The sequence below is a fragment of the Streptomyces sp. NPDC101152 genome, from assembly GCF_044768275.1.
Taxonomy (GTDB): Bacteria; Actinomycetota; Actinomycetes; order Streptomycetales; family Streptomycetaceae; genus Streptomyces.
Genome location: NZ_JBIWPO010000012.1, coordinates 99,876 through 116,000, shown reverse-complemented (window position 1 = coordinate 116,000; position 16,125 = coordinate 99,876). Strand labels below are relative to the sequence as shown.

The window sequence follows — 16,125 nt, the reverse complement described above, 5'->3', positions numbered from 1 at the left end:
GCACGCGCGGGCGCGGTCCCCGCCGCGTTCCCGGGGCCCACGGGGACGGGGAGCGCGGATCGCCGGGCCTGCCGGCGGACGGCGGACTGCTGGGCAGCGGGCGAGGGGGCGCGGCGGCGGGGCGGTTGCCTGTCGGACACTTCCGTCACCTGCCGGGGGTCGTGGTCGGGGCGGGGGTTGCGGTGGCCGCCGGCATGCGGGTAGCGGCACGCGCGGGCGCGGTCCCCGCCGCGTTCCCGGGGCCCACGGGGACGGGGAGCGCGGATCGCCGGGCCTGCCGGCGGACGGCGGACTGCTGGGCTGCGGGCGAGGGGGCGCGGCGGCGGGGCGGTTGCCTGTCGGACACTTCCGTCACCTGCCGGGGGTCGTGGTGGGGGCCGGGGTTGCGGTGGCCGTGGGGGGTTGCGGGGACGGGGGGAGGGCTTCCGGGGGGAGCAGGACGAGGGGCGTGCGGGCGGCGGACTGCTGGGCTGCGGGCGAGGGGACGCCCTTCACGGTGCCGTTCGGGTTCAGGAAGGCGGGGTCGCCGCCGGGGACCATGCCGAGTTCCTGGGCCCGGCGCTGGAGCGCCTCCGGGGCCGAGTAGGCGTCGATGTCCCGCTGGAGGGCCTGCTGCTCGTCGGTGAGGTTCTTGGTGCCCTTCTGGAGGTCGTCGAGCTTGAACGAGCCCTCACTGAGCGCGGAGTTCAGCACCAGGAGCCCGATCAGACCACCGCCGAGCAGGAGCACCACGAGCAGGACGAAGGGGGTGCGGGCCGCCTGTCCGCGGCTCGGCGCCCCCGGGAAGAGCCGGGCGAGACGCGCGGCCCGCCCCCGCAGTTCGGGTTTGTCACGCCTCACTCGATGTCCTCCCTGACGCGCTGGGCCCCGCGCAGCCGCGCCGGCGCCGCCCGCCGGTTCTCGGCGACCTCTTCCTCCGTGGGAAGTTCGGCACCGCGGGTGAGCAGCTTGAGCCGGGGCTGGTACTGCTCCGGGACGATCGGCAGTCCGGGGGGAGCGGTGGTGGCGGCGCCGGCCGCGAAGACCTGCTTGACCAGGCGGTCCTCGAGCGAGTGGTACGACAGCACGGCGATCCGTCCGCCGACGGCGAGCGCCTTCACGGCGGCCGGGATCGCCCGCTCCAGGACGGACAGCTCACCGTTGACCTCGATGCGCAGCGCCTGGAAGGTGCGCTTGGCCGGGTTGCCCCCGGTGCGCTTGGCGGCCTGCGGCAGCGCGTCCCGGATCAACTCCACCAGGCGGGCGCTGTTGCTGAACGGCTCCTTTTCGCGCTCGCGCACGACGGCGGCGACGATCCGCTTGGCCTGCTTCTCCTCGCCGTACGCCCGCAGGACGCGCACGAGTTCGCCAGGCGGGTAGGTGTTGAGGACCTCGGCGGCGCTGATGCCGGTCGTCTGGTCCATGCGCATGTCGAGCGGGGCGTCCTGGGCGTAGGCGAAGCCCCGTTCGGCCTCGTCGAGCTGCATGGAGGACACGCCGAGGTCGAACAGGACGCCCTGCACGCGCGCGATGCCGAGCCGTTCCAGTACGTCCGGGAGTTCGTCGTAGACGGCGTGCACCAGGGTGGCGCGCTCGCCGAAGGGGGCGAGCCGCTCGCCGGACAGGCGCAGCGCCTCCTTGTCGCGGTCGAGGGCGACCAGCCGGGCCTCGGGGAACCGGGCGAGCAGGGCCTCGCTGTGCCCGCCGAGGCCGAGGGTGCAGTCGACGACGACCGCCCCGGGCCGCTCCAGGGCGGGTGCCAACAGGTCCAGGCACCGCTGGAGCATCACCGGGACATGTCGACTGTTGCTCAAGGGGCCCTCTCAGGTCCGGCGCGGGCCGTACGCACCGCCGGGTCCCCGCGCACGTGGGGAGGCCGTCCGCGCGGGGGCCTCCGGGAAGTTCAGTCCAGCAGGGAGAGCCTCGCCTCCCGCTTCGCGTCACTTTAGTCCACGGTGTCTCGCGGTCAATCAACCGGCCTGCGCGTCGCGGACCGGCGTGCGTGCGAAGCGGCAAACCGGGGAAATCCACCCGTACGACGTCCGCCGCGCCGCCTATGTGGGTTACCTCACAAGAGGACCGTGATGACGCTCTTTTCCCGCCCTCACAACGAGACCGGAGCGCATGTGACCAGTAACGTCATCAGCATGACGACTTCTGCATCCGTATCCACCGAGCCCGAAGGCGCCATACACGGCGGCACCGTCACCGACCGTCTCGTGGAGGCGAACCAGCGGTACGCCCAGGAGTTCACCGACCCCGGCATGGACGCCCGCCCCGTCCTGCACGTCGCGGTCGTGGCCTGCATGGACGCCCGTATCGACCTGCACAAGGCGCTCGGGCTGCAACTCGGCGACTGTCACACCATCCGCAACGCGGGCGGTGTGGTCACCGACGACGTGATCCGCTCGCTCACCATCAGCCAGCGCAAGCTCGGCACCCGCAGCATCGTGCTGATCCACCACACGGGCTGCGGCATGGAGACGATCACCGAGGACTTCCGTACCGAGCTGGAACAGGAGGTCGGACAGCGTCCCGCGTGGGCGGCGGAGGCCTTCGCCGACGTCGACCAGGACGTCCGTCAGTCCATGCAGCGGGTGCGCACCTCGCCGTTCCTGCTGCACACCGAGGACGTGCGCGGCTTCGTGTTCGACGTGAGGACGGGCCTGCTGCGCGAGATCGACCCGGCGTAACCGGCCCCCGTCACCGCCTCCCGGCCCGCTCGTTTTCCCCTCAGTGGGCCCATCCTGGAACTCAAGCACCGTAAAACCCGACATATCGCGGCCACTTGTCCACAGTCGAGTGACACGAAACGGTAACGGCGGCAAGAATGCGGTTGTGGCGTCGCGCGGAACTTTTCCCGCGTGGTGTCCGTGTTCCAGGGGTGGGCCGGTCCGCATCGCAGCGCGACGGCCCGGAGAAAGAACGGGCCGAGGAGGGCCGGGTGACGACCTATGACGATCGAGCGAGCCTTACAGATCTGACTGCCACTGTGGAGCGGGTCCGCAGTTCGGTGGAAGGAGTGATCGAGGGCAAGCCCGAGGTCGTGCGGCTTTCGCTGACCGTACTGCTCGCCGAGGGACATCTTCTGATCGAGGATGTCCCCGGCGTGGGCAAGACCATGCTGGCCAAGGCCCTGGCCAGGTCCATCGACTGTTCGGTGCGACGCATCCAGTTCACCCCGGACCTGCTGCCCTCGGACATCACGGGTGTGTCGATCTGGGACCAGCAGCGCAAGGACTTCGAGTTCAAACCGGGCGCGATCTTCGCGCAGATCGTGATCGGCGACGAGATCAACCGCGCTTCGCCGAAGACGCAGTCGGCGCTGCTCGAGTCGATGGAGGAGCGCCAGGTCACCATCGACGGGCAGACCTACGAGCTGCCCAGTCCCTTCATGGTGGTGGCCACCCAGAACCCGGTCGAGATGGAGGGCACCTACCCGCTGCCCGAGGCGCAGCGCGACCGCTTCATGGCCCGGGTCTCGGTGGGCTACCCCAGCGTGGAGGCCGAGCTGCAGATGCTCGACATCCACGGCGGGGTGTCCCCCCTGGAGGACCTGCAACCGGTGGCGCACGCGCACGACATCGTGAAGCTGATCGAGGCCGTCCGCACGGTCCACGTCGCCGAAACGGTCCGGCGGTACGCGGTGGACCTGGTCGCCGCCACCCGTACTCACCCGGACCTCAGACTCGGTGCGTCCCCGCGCGCGACGCTGCACCTGCTGCGCGCCTCGAAGGCGTCGGCGGCCCTCAGCGGCCGGGAGTACGCCCTGCCGGACGACGTGCAGGCGCTCGCCGTCGCGGTCCTCGCCCACCGCCTGCTGCCCACCGCGCAGGCCCAGCTCAACCGCCGTACCGCGGAACAGGTCGTGCAGGAGATCCTGCAGCGCACCCCGGTGCCCGCCGTGCCCCAGCAGCAGAGCGGCTTCTCCGGCCACGGCACCGGCACCGGCACCGGCACGCCGGCGTACAGCCAGCAGCCGCCGCGGAGGCTGTGATGACCACCGCGGGTGCCGGGCACCCGGAGGCCGACCGGGGCGAGAAGGGCGGCGTCCGAACCGCTCTGGCGGGCCTGACCACCCGCGGCCGGTCCTTCCTCGCGGCCGGCATCGCCGCCGCCGTCTGCGCCTACGTCCTCGGCCAGAGCGACCTGCTGCGGGTCGGTCTGCTGCTCGCCGCGCTGCCCCTGGTGTGCGCGCTGTTCCTGTACCGCACCCGCTACCGGGTGGCGGGCAGTCGCCGGCTCACCCCCGCGCGCGTGCCGGCCGGCAGCGAGGCCCGCGTCCACCTGCGGATGGACAACGTCTCCCGGCTGCCCACCGGCCTGCTGATGCTGCAGGACCGGGTGCCCTACGTCCTCGGTCCGCGCCCGCGCTTCGTGCTGGACCGGGTCGAGCCGGGCGGCCGCCGCGAGGTCTCCTACCGGGTCCGCTCCGACCTGCGCGGCCGCTATCCGCTGGGCCCGCTCCAGCTGCGCCTGACCGACCCGTTCGGCATGTGCGAGCTGACCCGCTCGTTCTCCTCGTACGACACCCTGACGGTGATCCCGCGCGTGGAGGCGCTGCCGCCGGTGCGCCTGAGCGGCGAGGCGAAGGGGTACGGCGACGGGCGGCAGCGCTCGCTCGCGCTGGCCGGCGAGGACGACGTGATCCCGCGGGGCTACCGCTACGGCGACGACCTGCGCCGCGTCCACTGGCGCTCCACGGCCCGCTACGGCGAGCTGATGGTGCGCCGCGAGGAGCAGCCCCAGCGCGCCCGCTGCACGGTGCTGCTCGACACCCGTGGCATCGCCTTCCAGGGCGCGGGCCCCGACTCGGCCTTCGAGTGGGCCGTCTCGGGGACGGCGTCGGTACTGGTGCACATGCTCGAACGCGGCTTCTCGGTACGGCTGTTGACGGACACCGGGAACTCGGTACCCGGCGAGGGCGCGGACGGGTTCGCGGGCGCCAGCCAGGAGACGGCCGACTCGGCCGGGCTGATGATGGACACCCTCGCGGTGATCGACCACTCCGACGGCACGGGCCTGTCCCGGGCGTACGACGTGCTGCGCAGCGGGAACGAGGGGCTGCTGGTGGCCTTCTTCGGCGACATCGACGAGGAGCAGGCCGCGGTGATCGCCAAGATGCGGCAGCGTAGCGGGGGCGCGCTCGCCTTCCTGCTGGACAGTGACACCTGGGTGCGGGAACCGGCCGATGTGCCCGGGCCGTCGGAACTGCGTGAGGAGCGGCTGCGGATGCTGCGGGAGGCCGGCTGGACGGCCCTGAGCGTGCCGCGGGGCACCTCGCTGAACGAGCTGTGGCGGCTGGCGGACCGTGAGCGCACGGGCGTGGCGGCGACGAGCGGTGAGGGGGTGGGCTCATGAGCGGCCGGGCCAGGCTGGCGCTGTGCGCCTGGGCGGCCACGCTGATGGCCTCGTGTTCCCTGTTGCCCCTGGTCACGCCCGCCACCTGGATTCTGCAGGTGGCGCTCATGCTGGGCGTGCAGACGGGCGTGGGCGCGGCGACCCGCCGGGTGCCGCTGGCCCGGCCGCTGACGGTGGCCGCGCAGGCGCTGGTCACGCTGCTGATGCTGACCCTGGTCTTCGCCCGGCAGCAGGCGGTCCTCGGGATCGTGCCCGGGCCGCAGGCCTTCCGGCACTTCGCCGACCTGCTGCAGGAGGGCGGCGACGACATCGCGCGGTACGCGATTCCGGCGCCCCTGCAGGCCGAGGGCATCCGGCTGATGCTGCTCGGCGGGATCATGATCATAGGGCTCGCGGTGGACACCCTCGCGGTGACGTTCCGCAGCGCGGCCCCGGCCGGACTGCCGCTGCTGGCGCTGTACTCCGTGGCCGCCGGGCTGTCCAGGGGAGGCGCCGACTGGCTGTGGTTCCTGGTCGCGGCCGGCGGCTATCTGATGCTGCTGCTGGCCGAGGGCCGCGACCGGCTCTCCCAGTGGGGGCGGGTCTTCGGCGGGGCCGCGCGCACCCCGGGCGGGGAACCCGGCGCGGTGGCGCCGATCCGCACCGGCCGCCGCATCGGCATGCTGGCACTGGGCATCGCCCTCGTGGTGCCGGCCGCGCTGCCCGCCATGAGCGGCGGGCTGCTCGACGGCGCCGGGACCGGTATCGGCGTGGGCAACGGGAACGGGGGCACCATCTCCGCGGTCAACCCGCTGGTCTCGCTGCGCGACAGCCTGAACGTGGACCAGGACCGCCAGGTCCTGTCCGTGCGGACCACCGGCAGCGACATCTCGGACCTGTACCTGCGGATCGTGTCGCTGGACGACTTCGACGGCAGCACCTGGAGGCCGGCCAAGCGGCACATCACCGCCGTGCCCGACAAGTTCCCGCTGCCGACCGGCCTCGGCGCCGACGTCAAGTACACGCAGGTCCAGACCCGTATCTCGGCCGCCGACTGGTACGCCCAGGACTGGCTGCCGATGCCGTACCCGCCCAGCGGCGTGGACATCGACGGCAACTGGCGCTACGAGCCGGTGGGCATGACCCTGGTCGGCGACCACGGTCAGACCACCCAGGGCAAGAACTACCTGGTCAGAAGCCTCGACGTGCAGCCGACGGCGCAGCAGCTCGCCGACGCGCCGGCCCCGCCCGCGGCGATCCTGCGCCAGTACACCCAGGTCCCGGACTCGGTGCCCGCGGTGGTGGCGAAGACCGCCCGCCAGGTCACCCAGGGCGCGACCAACCACTACGAGCAGGCGGTCAAGCTCCAGGACTACTTCACCGTCGACGGCGGATTCCAGTACAGCACGCAGGTGCAGGTGGGCACGGGTCCCGACGCGATCGCCAAGTTCCTGAAGGACAAGGAGGGCTTCTGCGTCCACTTCTCCTTCGCGATGGCGGCGATGGCCCGCACCCTCGGCATACCGGCCCGGGTCGCGGTGGGCTTCGCCCCCGGTGCCCCGCAGGCGGACAAGTCGGTGTCGGTGGGCCTCAAGGACGCCCACGCCTGGCCGGAGCTGTACTTCGAGGGCGTCGGCTGGACCCGCTTCGAGCCGACCCCGACCCGGGGCGTGGCTCCCTCGTACACCCAGTCGGACACGCCGGGCGGAGGCCTCCCCGACGTGGTGCGGCCCTCGCAGGCGGCGGGTTCGTCCGCATCGGCGGCGCCCTCGGCGAGCAGCAGCTGCAGCGTGCAGGAGAAGAAGGTCCAGGGATGCGCCGCCGCGCTGCCGGTGAACACCGCCACGCCGGGCGCGGACGGTCACCCCTGGTTCTGGTACGCCGGGTGGGGGCTGCTCGCCCTCCTCGTGGTCGCCGTGCCGCTGCTGCCCATGCTGTGGCGGCTGCGGCGGCGCTCGGCGCGGCTGGCGTCGGCCCAGCACACCGCGCCCGGCGCGGAGGCGGCCGCCGGGCATGTCCTGGCCGTCTGGCGCGAACTGACGGACACGGCCTGGGACCACGGCATCCTGCCGGACGACGCGCTGACCCCGCGCAAGGCCGCCGCGCGGATCGTGCGGATCGGGGAGCTGGATCCGGCGACGGCGGAGTCGGTGCACCGGGTGGCGGGCGCCGTGGAACAGGTGCTGTTCGCGCCGCGGCCGCAGCCCGTCCCCGGTCTGCCGGACGACGTCCGCCGGCTGCGGGCGGCCCTGCGGGCGCGGGTGGGCCGGCTCACCCGGATCCGCGCGATCGTCGCCCCCCGCTCGGCCGTCCGTGCCCTGGGGGACCTCGCGGACCGCTGGACGGCCTTCAAGACCGGCACGGCGGAACGCTGGACGGCTCTGGTACGACGGCCGTCGGGTCGGCCCGGAGAGCAGAGCGGCTGACGCCCCGGCCGGAAAGCCCATGCGTGAGGGGGGCGACCACCGTGGTGGTCACCCCCCTCATCGCGAGACTGGGAGCGCTACTGGCCCTGCTCGTCGCGCCGCCGCTGCCAGCGCTGTTCGATGCGGTCCATCATGGAGCGCTTCGGGCGAGGCTGCCGACGCGCGTGCGGGGCGCCCGCGGGCTGTTCGCCCGGCTTGGGGGCCTTGCGCCAGCCGGTCACGGCGAGCACCGCACAGCCGAGCATGACGAGGAAACCCACCACGCTGAGCCAGACCTGCTTGGCGACCATTCCAGCCATGAGGAGCGCGATACCCACGAGGAAGCCCGCGACCGCCTGGTAGACCCGCCGCCGGGTGTACGTACGCAGCCCGCTTCCCTCGAGCGCCGACGCGAACTTGGGATCTTCGGCGTACAGCGCTCGCTCCATCTGCTCGAGCATGCGCTGCTCGTGCTCAGAGAGCGGCACGGAGTCCTCCTCATCGTGCAGTCGCCGGGGCGACCCGGGGGGTCCCTTCAGGATAGGCAGGGAATCGCCCCCGTGAAACCCGCCCCTCTGCGCCAATTGGCCAACCGGATTCCGCCATCGACGTCCCGGCTCGCTGAACATTCCATTCCCCAGCGGCCGACCCGTCATGCCGGGTGATCTCCTTCGATCATACGGCGCCAAGCCCCCGTTCGGGGGGCCTGTGGTGTACTCCATGCGGACCGGAGCCGCTGATCAGGGACGCGGCACGGCGGGCACTCAGGCCCCGGTCGCCTCCGGCGTCTCACCGAGCACGTGGAGCTGGGTGGCCACCGAGTGGAAGGCGGGGAGTTCGGCCGCCGCCTCCTCCAGCTTCAGCAGCGCCTCCAAAGCACCGGGCTCGGTGTCCACGAGCACGCCGGGGACGAGGTCGGCGAAGACCCGCACGCCGTGCACGGCGCCGACCCTCAGGCCCGCCCCCTCGACCAGCGCGGTGAGCTGGTCGGCGCTGAAGCGGCGCGGTACGGGGTCACCGGCGCCCCAGCGGCCGTCCGGGTCCTCGAGCGCCTGCCGGGCCTCCTTGAAGTGCCCGGCGAGCGCGCGGGCCAGCACGGCGCCGCCGAGCCCGGCGGCGAGCAGGCTGAGAACGCCCTCCGAGCGCAGAGCGGCCACCGCGTTGCGCAGGCCCTCGGCCGGGTCGTCGACGTACTCCAGGACGCCGTGGCACAGCACCACGTCGTACCGGCCGCGCTCGACCACGTCGAAGAGGCCGTGGGCGTCGCCCTGGACGCCCCGCACCCGGTCGGCGACGCCCGCCTCGGCGGCCCGGCGCTCCAGCGCGAACAGGGCGTTGGGGCTGGGGTCGACGACGGTGACGTGGTGGCCGAGGCGGGCGAGGGGCACGGCGAAGTTGCCGCTGCCGCCTCCGGCGTCGAGGACGTCCAGCGCCTGGCGTCCGGTGGCCTTGACCCGTCGGTCGAGGGCGTCCTGGAGGACCTCCCAGACCACGGCGGTGCGGAGGGAGGCGCGGGGTCGCAGCGGGTCCGACACGGCAGTTGACTCCTCGGCGCGGCCCCGCCTGGTGCACGGCGGAGCGAACGGGCTGCCTCCCGGCCCGGTGTGCGCAGGGAAGGCTTCAGGCGCCCTCCACCCTATTGCCTCCGCCGCCGTACCCGGTCACCGCGGCGAGGCGCCCCGCGGAACGTCTCGCAGGCCGGACAGCGGCCCTCCCACCCGGCCCCGCACCGCTCACCTCCGCTCATCCCGCGTCCGGGAAGTCGCGGTCGCCCTGCGGGCCCGGCCCGGGGTGGTCCGCGTCCTGGCGGGGCTGTGGGAGGACCGGCTGGAGGACGAGCATGCGCTCGACGAGGCGGAGGAACATCGCGACGTCGCGTATCAGGTCGTCGGCGTCCCGGCGGCTGGCCGCGCCCTGGATGCCGGCCTCGGCGCGGGCGCGGGTCCGCGCCCCGGAGGCGAACAGCGCGCTCCACTCGGCGAGTTCGGGCGCGATCTCGGGGAGCACTTCCCAGGCGCTCCGGATGCGGGCCCGGCGCCTGGGGGTGAGCTCCGGGCGGCCCCGCGCGGCGAGCACGGCGGCGGCCGTGCGCAGGGCCGCCAGATGTGCCGTGGCATAGCGCTCGTTGGGCGTCTCGAGCACGGCCGCCTCGTCCAGCCCGGCGCGGGCCTGGGCGAGCAGGTCGAGGGCGGCGGGCGGGGCGGAGGACCGGCGCAGCACCGGATGGACGTCGCTCGCCGGACCGGTCAGTGAGGGGGCAGGGCCGGTGGCGCGGCGCCGGCGGGCGGCTGCTGCGTGGTAGCTGGCCATGACGAACCTCCTGTCAGTGGGTAACGGCACGGGTGCCGTATGTGCCCATCGTGCGGTATGCCACTGACAATCCGTTCTGACCTGGGCTTTTGCTTCGATCGAAGGTTCGGAGTAGTTTTTGCACTGACCAGTCAGTTCAAATACAGGGGATGGGGGGAACGTGCCCGCTACCGGTGTCACGGCCCGCGGTCTCGGACTCCGGGGCCCTCGCGGCCCGGTCTTCGGCGACGTCACGTTCGACGCAGGGCCCGGCTCGCTGATCGCGATCGAGGGGCCGTCGGGGTCCGGCCGTACCTGTCTGCTGCTCACCCTCACGGGGCGGATGAAACCCACCGAGGGTGCGGCCGAGGTGGGCGAGTGGCGGCTGCCGCAGCAGATGGCCGCCGTACGCAGGGCCAGTGGCCTGGCGAACGTCGCCGGGGTCACCGACCTCGAACCGGCCCTGACCGTTGGCGAGCACCTGAGCGAACGGGCTCTGCTGCAGCGGCGGTTCGGCGACTCCCTGCGCGGGCTGCTGCGCCCGCGCCGCGAGCGGACGGCCGAGGCGCGGCTGCGGATCGACGACGCCCTGGCCGCCGCCGGGCTGGACCCGGCGGCCCTGCCCAAGGGCACGCGGACCGCCGTACGGGATCTGGAGCGGCTGGAGGAGCTGCGGCTGTCCCTCGCCCTCGCCCTGCTGGGCCGTCCCCGGCTGCTCGGCGTGGACGACAGCGACCTCAAGCTCTCGGACGCCGAACGTGCCGAGGTGTGGGCGCTGTTGAGGTCGGTCGCCGCGTCCGGGACCACCGTCGTGGCGGTGTCCAGCCAGGCCCCCGGGGACGCCGTGGTCGTGAGCACCCAGGGGAAGGAGAAGGCCGATGCGCTCGCCTAGGCTGGCCGCGCTCGAGCTGAGGCGCTTCAGGCGGGGCAGGCTCCCGCGGGCCGCGCTCGTCGCGCTCCTGGTGCTGCCGCTGCTGTACGGCGCCCTGTACCTGTGGTCGTTCTGGGACCCGTACGGCCGCCTTGACCGTATCCCCGTGGCGCTCGTGAACGACGACAAGGGGGCGAGCGCCGACGGCAGGAGGATCACCGCGGGCGACGACATCGTCGACGGGCTGCGCCACAGCGACACCTTCGACTGGCACGAGGTGAGCGACGCCGAGGCCCGTGCGGGTCTGGAGAACGGCACCTACTACCTGTCGCTGACCATGCCCGCCGACTTCAGCAGGCGGATCGCGTCCAGTTCGGGCGACTCCCCGGAAACCGGCGCGCTCCAGGTGCGCACCGACGACGCCAACAACTACATCGTCGGTCAGATCTCCCGGACGGTCTTCAACGAGGTCCGCTCGGCGGCCTCCGCCAAGGCGTCCCGGACGTTCCTGGACCGGATCTTCGTCTCCTTCTCCGACATCCACGACAAGACCGTGACGGCCGCGAAGGGCGCCGACACGCTGCACGGCGGCATCGGAAAGGCGAAGAAGGGCTCCGAGGACCTCGCGGCCGGCCTGCGGGAGGCCCAGAGCGGCAGCGGCAGGCTCGCCAAGGGCCTGCAGAAGCTCGACGCGGGAGCGGGCACGCTCCAGGACGGCTCCGAGCAGGTCGCCGGCGGCACCCAGACGCTCGCCGACAAGGTGAACGGCGTCTACCGGAAGGCCGGCCCGTTCCTCAGGGACAACGAGAAGACCATCGGCGACACCGCCCGGCTGGTCGCCGACTCGGCCGGCACCGTCAAGGACAACCTCGACGTCCTGGTGAAGCTGGCGCCGGGCGCCGCGCGCACCGCCCACGCCTCCGCCGCCGTCCTGGACGACGTCTACCGGACGCGCTGCGACAAGGCCCCGCTCCCCGACCCGGCCTGCCCCGACCTGGGGAAGGCCAAGCAGGCGGCCGACGACACGGCGACCGTCGCCGACGACCTCAACACCCTCGTCGCCGACCAGGACGGCGACCTGCGGACGATGAAGGCGAACCTCACCACCCTGCAGCAGCAGGCCCGGGCCCTCTCCGAGCGCGCCCCGCACCTCTCCGAGGACGTCGCCGACGCCGTCCGGCGGATCAACGAACTGAACAGCGGCGCCCACCAGGTGGCCGCCGGCGCGAAGAAGCTGCACTCGGGGCTCGGCACCGCGAGCACCGGAGCGGTGACGCTCGATGAGGGCATCGGCACCGCGGCATCGGGCGCCGAGACCCTGAGCGGCGGCATGTACAAGCTGGCCGACGGCTCCCAGCAGCTCGCCGGCGGCCTGCACGACGGCGCGAAGAAGATCCCCGACTACGACAGGAAGGACCGCGACCGGCGCACCGGCGTCATGGCCGACCCGGTCCGGCTGGCCTCCCACGACCTGCACAAGGCGCCCAACTACGGCACCGGCTTCGCCCCGTACTTCATCCCGCTGTCCCTGTGGGTGGGCGCGATGGTGGCGTACATGCTGATCGCGCCGCTCAACCGGCGTGCCCTGGCGGTCGGTTCGTCCGCCTGGCGGATCGCGCTCGCGGGCTGGCTGCCGGTGGTCGCGGTGGGCGTGCTCCAGGTGAGCGCCCTCATGGCCGTCCTGCACTGGGCGATCGGCCTGCGGATGCTGCGGGCGGCCGGCACGATCGGCTTCCTGTTCCTGGTGGCGGCCTGCTTCGCGGCGATCGTCCAGTGGCTGAACGCCCGCTTCGGTCCCGCGGGCCGCATCCTCGTCCTGGCGCTGCTCATGCTCCAGCTGACCTCGGCCGGCGGCACGTACCCGGTGGAGACCAGCCCGGGCTTCTTCAACGCCCTCCATCCTCTCCTGCCGATGAGCTACGTCGTCGAGGCCCTCAGGAGACTCATCACGGGCGGCGGTATGGGACCGGTGTGGCACGCGTGCGTGGTGCTCGTCGCCTTCACCGCGGGCGCCCTCGCGCTCACCGCGCTGTCGGCCCGCCGTCGGCAGGTGTGGACCCTCGATCGGCTGCACCCGGAGCTGAGCCTGTGATCCCGAAGAAGGCCCTGCACCCGCGCGTACCTGTGACAATCGGGGCCATGGAAAGCAGCACCACGCCGGGCGGCGGCACGCGCCGCGAGGCCACCCGGCAGAAGCTCTACGAGGCCGCCGTCACGCTCATCGCCGAGCAGGGCTTCTCCGCCACCACGGTGGACGAGATCGCCGAACGGGCCGGGGTCGCGAAGGGCACCGTCTACTACAACTTCTCGAGCAAGTCCGGCCTCTTCGAGGAGCTGTTGCGGCACGGCGTGGGACTCCTCACCGCCTCCCTGCGGGAAGCGGCCGAGAAGACGGCACGCGACGGCGGCAGCAAGGTGGACGCCCTGGACGCGATGATCCGGGCCGGCCTGGTCTTCATCGACCGCTATCCGGCCTTCACCCAGCTGTACGTGGCCGAGCTGTGGCGCACCAACCGGGCCTGGCAGTCGACCCTGATGGTGGTGCGGCAGCAGGCGGTCGCCGTCGTCGAGGACGTGCTGCGCGCGGGCGTTCAGGGCGGCGAGTTCAGCGACGAGATCGATGTACCGCTGACCGCGTCGGCGCTGGTCGGCATGGTGCTGGTGGCGGCCCTCGACTGGCAGTCCTTCCAGCCGGAGCGCTCCCTCGACGACGTCCACGCGGCGCTGTCCCGGCTCTTGCAGGGACGGGTGAGCGGACACCGCTGAGGACACACGAAAGCGCCGGTCCGGTGTGGCCGCGTCCCCCGCGGGCCACCTCGGACCGGCGCCTTCTCGTACTTCCCCCGGTTTCCCTTTCCCCTGTTCCCCCGTGTTCCCCCGTGTCTCGCTCCCGCCGACAGCCGTCGGCGGAAGGAGCGGATCGCGGGCGGCTCCGTTCCGGCGCCCCGTGTCGCCGGTACCGGAGCCGTGCCCCTTTCCGTGCCTCCACTTTCCCTTTCGCGCAGGTCGAACCCCATCCGCGCGCGTACTCAACTCACTCACTAGGTACGGATACTCAGTTCTGCGTGCTCACCCCCAGGACGGCGTGTCCCCCACTGGTTACGATCGCCCCCGTGTCCGTACTCCCTCTCGTCTTCACCAGTGGCTGGGCCAGCGGCATCAACGCCTACGCCGTGGTGCTGCTGCTCGGCGTCTTCGGCGCGACCGGGCTGAGCGACGCCGTCCCCTCGGCCCTGCAGCGTCCGGAGGTCCTCGTCGCGGCGGGCGCGCTGTTCCTGTGCGAGGCGGTCGCCGACAAGATCCCGTACGTTGACTCCGTCTGGGACTCCGTGCACACCGTGATCCGGCCGATCGCGGGCGCCTGGGTCGGCGCGTTGCTCGCCGGGCACAGCGGGTCACTCAACGACGTGGTCGCCGGGCTGATCGGCGGTTCGACGGCGCTCGCGAGCCACGCCGTCAAGGCGGGCACCCGGATGGCCGTCAACACCTCGCCGGAGCCGTTCAGCAACATCGTCCTCAGCCTGGCCGAGGATCTCGGCGTGGCCGGGATCGTGTCGTTCGCGATGTTCCATCCGGTCGCGGCAGCCGTGATCGCCGGGGTGCTGCTGCTGACCGGCCTGGTGGTCCTGGTCTTCCTGGTCTCCCGCATCCGCCGGTTCCTGCGCCGCAGAGCCGAGCGCCGGGCCTCCCGTTCGGTGACTGTCAGTGGCGGTGGCTAGAGTCGCCGGCATGGGACGGATTACGGTGATCGGCGCCGGGATGGGCGCGATGGCGGCCGCCGCCCGGCTGGCCGTGGCGGGCCACCGGGTGACGGTGTACGAGCGTACGGCGACGTACGGCGGCGCGGTGCGCCTCTTCGAGCGGGACGGGTTCGGTTTCGACACCGGACCCGGGCTGCTGACGCTGCCCGCCGTCTACCGCGACCTGTTCATCAAGACCGGCAAGGAGCCGCTGGAGGACCGCGTCGAACTGGTCCAGGTCGACCCGTCGTCACGGCACGTGTTCGCCGACGGCACCAGGGTGTCCCTGCCGAACGCCTCACGCGCGGGCGTGGTCGCCGCACTCGACGAGGCCCTGGGCGCCGGCGCCGGCGAGCGCTGGGGCGACTTCCTGGTCCGGGCCCGCGAGGCCTGGGACCGCACCCGCCGCCCCCTGCTGGAGGAGCCCCTGTGGCCCAACTGGCAGGTGCTGGCGGAGCGCGAGCCGTACCCGTCGGTCCCGCGCAAGAAGCTGCTGCGCACCCGGCGCGCGTCCACGCTCGCCGAGGTCGGCGCCTGGGAGCTGCGGGACGAGCGGCTGACGGCCCTGCTGGACAGCCACGCGCTGGCGTACGGGCTCGATCCGCGGACCGCTCCGGCGAGCGCGGCCGTGCTGCCGTACATGGAGCACGCCTTCGGCATTTGGTATGTGCGCGGTGGCCTGCGGGAGTTGGCGCGCGCGGTGTACGAGCGCTGCCTGCAGCGGAAGGTTGAGTTCGTCTTCGGCGCCGAGGTCACCCGGATCGTGGAGAAGGACGGCCGGGCGGCGGGCGTGGAGCTGTCCGACGGGACGGTGGCCGAGGCGGACCACGTCGTCGCGGACGTGGATCCGGTACGGCTGCGGTCGCTGACGGAGCGTCCGCTGGACGCGGACGGTGACGTTCGACCCGACCCGGTCTCGCCCCCGCCCTCCCGGTTCACCGTCCTGCTGGCGCTGCGCGGCGCTCGCGAGGCCGGCGCCGCGCACCGCACGGTCGTCCACGCACCGGCCCCCGAGTCCGAATTCGACTTCCTGGTCTCCCCTGGCGACGACGTGCCGCCGTGTCCCACGGTGACCGTGCTGCGCCCGGGCGACCCCGCCCTGCGGCCGGACGGCGAGCACGAGTCGGTGGTGCTGTCCGCCGTGGTGCCGACAGAGGCCGCCTGGGAGGACGAGGGAACCGTCCGTCGGTACACGGACCACCTGCTCGAGGCCGCCGGGCGCGCCATACCGGGGCTGTCGGAACGGCTGCTGTGGCACGAGGTGCGCTCACCGCTGCGGGTCGAGGCGGAGACGGGCGCCCGGGGCGGAGCCGTGGCCGCCCCCGCCCTCGCCGCCGGCGGTGGCCGCTTCCTGCAGCCGGCGAACACCACACGGCTGCCCGGCCTGTACCGCGCGGGCGGCTGGTCGCACCCCGGTGGAGGTCTCCCCCACGCCGGAATGTCCGGCGCGCTGGTGGCCGGACTGATCGTGGAGGGGGCGGAGTTCAGGGGCTCTCAGTGA

The 16,125-nt window shown here is 72.9% G+C and carries 14 protein-coding genes; 9 read left to right on the top strand and 5 right to left on the bottom strand.

What is annotated here, in order from left to right; translation table 11 throughout:
- Positions 1 to 351: 351 nt before the first annotated feature.
- Complete coding sequence (locus ACIRVK_RS18505) at positions 352 to 840, bottom strand: hypothetical protein (RefSeq protein ID WP_404248191.1); 489 nt, start codon at positions 838 to 840, stop codon at positions 352 to 354.
- Positions 837 to 1,793 carry a 16S rRNA (cytosine(1402)-N(4))-methyltransferase RsmH gene (gene rsmH, locus ACIRVK_RS18500; RefSeq protein WP_404248189.1) on the bottom strand — a complete coding sequence of 319 codons (957 nt, stop codon included), beginning with the start codon at positions 1,791 to 1,793 and terminating at the stop codon, positions 837 to 839. Before rsmH ends, ACIRVK_RS18505 begins: the two co-directional genes overlap by 4 nt.
- Before the next feature lie 333 nt (positions 1,794 to 2,126).
- On the opposite strand from rsmH, the gene ACIRVK_RS18495 reads away from it, so the two are divergent.
- The 4 genes from ACIRVK_RS18495 (at position 2,127) to ACIRVK_RS18480 (ending at position 7,745) form a co-directional block, all read left to right on the top strand.
- A complete protein-coding gene (locus tag ACIRVK_RS18495) occupies positions 2,127 to 2,672 on the top strand; it encodes a beta-class carbonic anhydrase (protein ID WP_404248187.1) in 546 nt (181 codons plus the stop codon).
- 251 nt (positions 2,673 to 2,923) lie between these two features.
- Positions 2,924 to 3,976: an AAA family ATPase gene (locus tag ACIRVK_RS18490; RefSeq protein ID WP_404248185.1), complete on the top strand. Its 1,053-nt coding sequence runs from the start codon at positions 2,924 to 2,926 to the stop codon at positions 3,974 to 3,976.
- Positions 3,976 to 5,340: a DUF58 domain-containing protein gene (locus ACIRVK_RS18485; protein ID WP_404248183.1), complete on the top strand. Its 1,365-nt coding sequence runs from the start codon at positions 3,976 to 3,978 to the stop codon at positions 5,338 to 5,340. The genes ACIRVK_RS18490 and ACIRVK_RS18485 overlap by 1 nt, the downstream gene beginning before the upstream one ends.
- Positions 5,337 to 7,745 carry a DUF3488 and DUF4129 domain-containing transglutaminase family protein gene (locus ACIRVK_RS18480; RefSeq protein WP_404248181.1) on the top strand — a complete coding sequence of 803 codons (2,409 nt, stop codon included), beginning with the start codon at positions 5,337 to 5,339 and terminating at the stop codon, positions 7,743 to 7,745. The genes ACIRVK_RS18485 and ACIRVK_RS18480 overlap by 4 nt, the downstream gene beginning before the upstream one ends.
- A gap of 77 nt (positions 7,746 to 7,822) precedes the next feature.
- Here ACIRVK_RS18480 and ACIRVK_RS18475 read toward each other — a convergent pair whose 3' ends face one another.
- From ACIRVK_RS18475 to ACIRVK_RS18465, 3 genes are all read right to left on the bottom strand, one after another.
- Positions 7,823 to 8,212: a DUF3040 domain-containing protein gene (locus ACIRVK_RS18475; protein WP_404248179.1), complete on the bottom strand. Its 390-nt coding sequence runs from the start codon at positions 8,210 to 8,212 to the stop codon at positions 7,823 to 7,825.
- Positions 8,213 to 8,488: 276 nt separating this feature from the next.
- A complete protein-coding gene (locus ACIRVK_RS18470; protein WP_404248177.1) occupies positions 8,489 to 9,259 on the bottom strand; it encodes a methyltransferase in 771 nt (256 codons plus the stop codon).
- 208 nt (positions 9,260 to 9,467) lie between these two features.
- Complete coding sequence (locus ACIRVK_RS18465; RefSeq protein WP_404248175.1) at positions 9,468 to 10,034, bottom strand: SAV_6107 family HEPN domain-containing protein; 567 nt, start codon at positions 10,032 to 10,034, stop codon at positions 9,468 to 9,470.
- Positions 10,035 to 10,194: 160 nt separating this feature from the next.
- Here ACIRVK_RS18465 and ACIRVK_RS18460 point away from each other — a divergent pair, with 160 nt between their 5' ends.
- The 5 genes from ACIRVK_RS18460 (at position 10,195) to ACIRVK_RS18440 (ending at position 16,125) form a co-directional block, all read left to right on the top strand.
- Positions 10,195 to 10,905 carry an ATP-binding cassette domain-containing protein gene (locus ACIRVK_RS18460; protein WP_404248173.1) on the top strand — a complete coding sequence of 237 codons (711 nt, stop codon included), beginning with the start codon at positions 10,195 to 10,197 and terminating at the stop codon, positions 10,903 to 10,905.
- Positions 10,892 to 12,976 (top strand): YhgE/Pip family protein, encoded by a 2,085-nt coding sequence (locus ACIRVK_RS18455; protein ID WP_404248171.1) that lies wholly within the window; start codon positions 10,892 to 10,894, stop codon positions 12,974 to 12,976. Before ACIRVK_RS18460 ends, ACIRVK_RS18455 begins: the two co-directional genes overlap by 14 nt.
- A 47-nt stretch (positions 12,977 to 13,023) precedes the next feature.
- The gene (locus ACIRVK_RS18450; RefSeq protein ID WP_404248169.1) at positions 13,024 to 13,650 is read left to right on the top strand and encodes a TetR/AcrR family transcriptional regulator; all 627 of its coding nucleotides are present in this window, start codon (positions 13,024 to 13,026) and stop codon (positions 13,648 to 13,650) included.
- Between the two features lie 347 nt (positions 13,651 to 13,997).
- Positions 13,998 to 14,603, top strand: coding sequence for a DUF4126 domain-containing protein (locus ACIRVK_RS18445; RefSeq protein ID WP_404248167.1), 606 nt, complete (start codon positions 13,998 to 14,000; stop codon positions 14,601 to 14,603).
- Between the two features lie 10 nt (positions 14,604 to 14,613).
- Positions 14,614 to 16,125 carry a phytoene desaturase family protein gene (locus tag ACIRVK_RS18440; RefSeq protein ID WP_404248165.1) on the top strand — a complete coding sequence of 504 codons (1,512 nt, stop codon included), beginning with the start codon at positions 14,614 to 14,616 and terminating at the stop codon, positions 16,123 to 16,125.

Bases quoted from the DNA above. Each gene is read 5' to 3' on its own strand.
- ACIRVK_RS18495 (WP_404248187.1), top strand. From the start codon at position 2,127: ATGACGACTTCTGCATCCGTATCCACCGAGCCCGAAGGCGCCATACAC.
- ACIRVK_RS18485 (WP_404248183.1), top strand. From the start codon at position 3,976: ATGACCACCGCGGGTGCCGGGCACCCGGAGGCCGACCGGGGCGAGAAG.
- ACIRVK_RS18480 (WP_404248181.1), top strand. From the start codon at position 5,337: ATGAGCGGCCGGGCCAGGCTGGCGCTGTGCGCCTGGGCGGCCACGCTG.
- ACIRVK_RS18465 (WP_404248175.1), bottom strand. From the start codon at position 10,034: ATGGCCAGCTACCACGCAGCAGCCGCCCGCCGGCGCCGCGCCACCGGC.
- ACIRVK_RS18455 (WP_404248171.1), top strand. From the start codon at position 10,892: ATGCGCTCGCCTAGGCTGGCCGCGCTCGAGCTGAGGCGCTTCAGGCGG.
- ACIRVK_RS18450 (WP_404248169.1), top strand. From the start codon at position 13,024: ATGGAAAGCAGCACCACGCCGGGCGGCGGCACGCGCCGCGAGGCCACC.
- ACIRVK_RS18440 (WP_404248165.1), top strand. From the start codon at position 14,614: ATGGGACGGATTACGGTGATCGGCGCCGGGATGGGCGCGATGGCGGCC.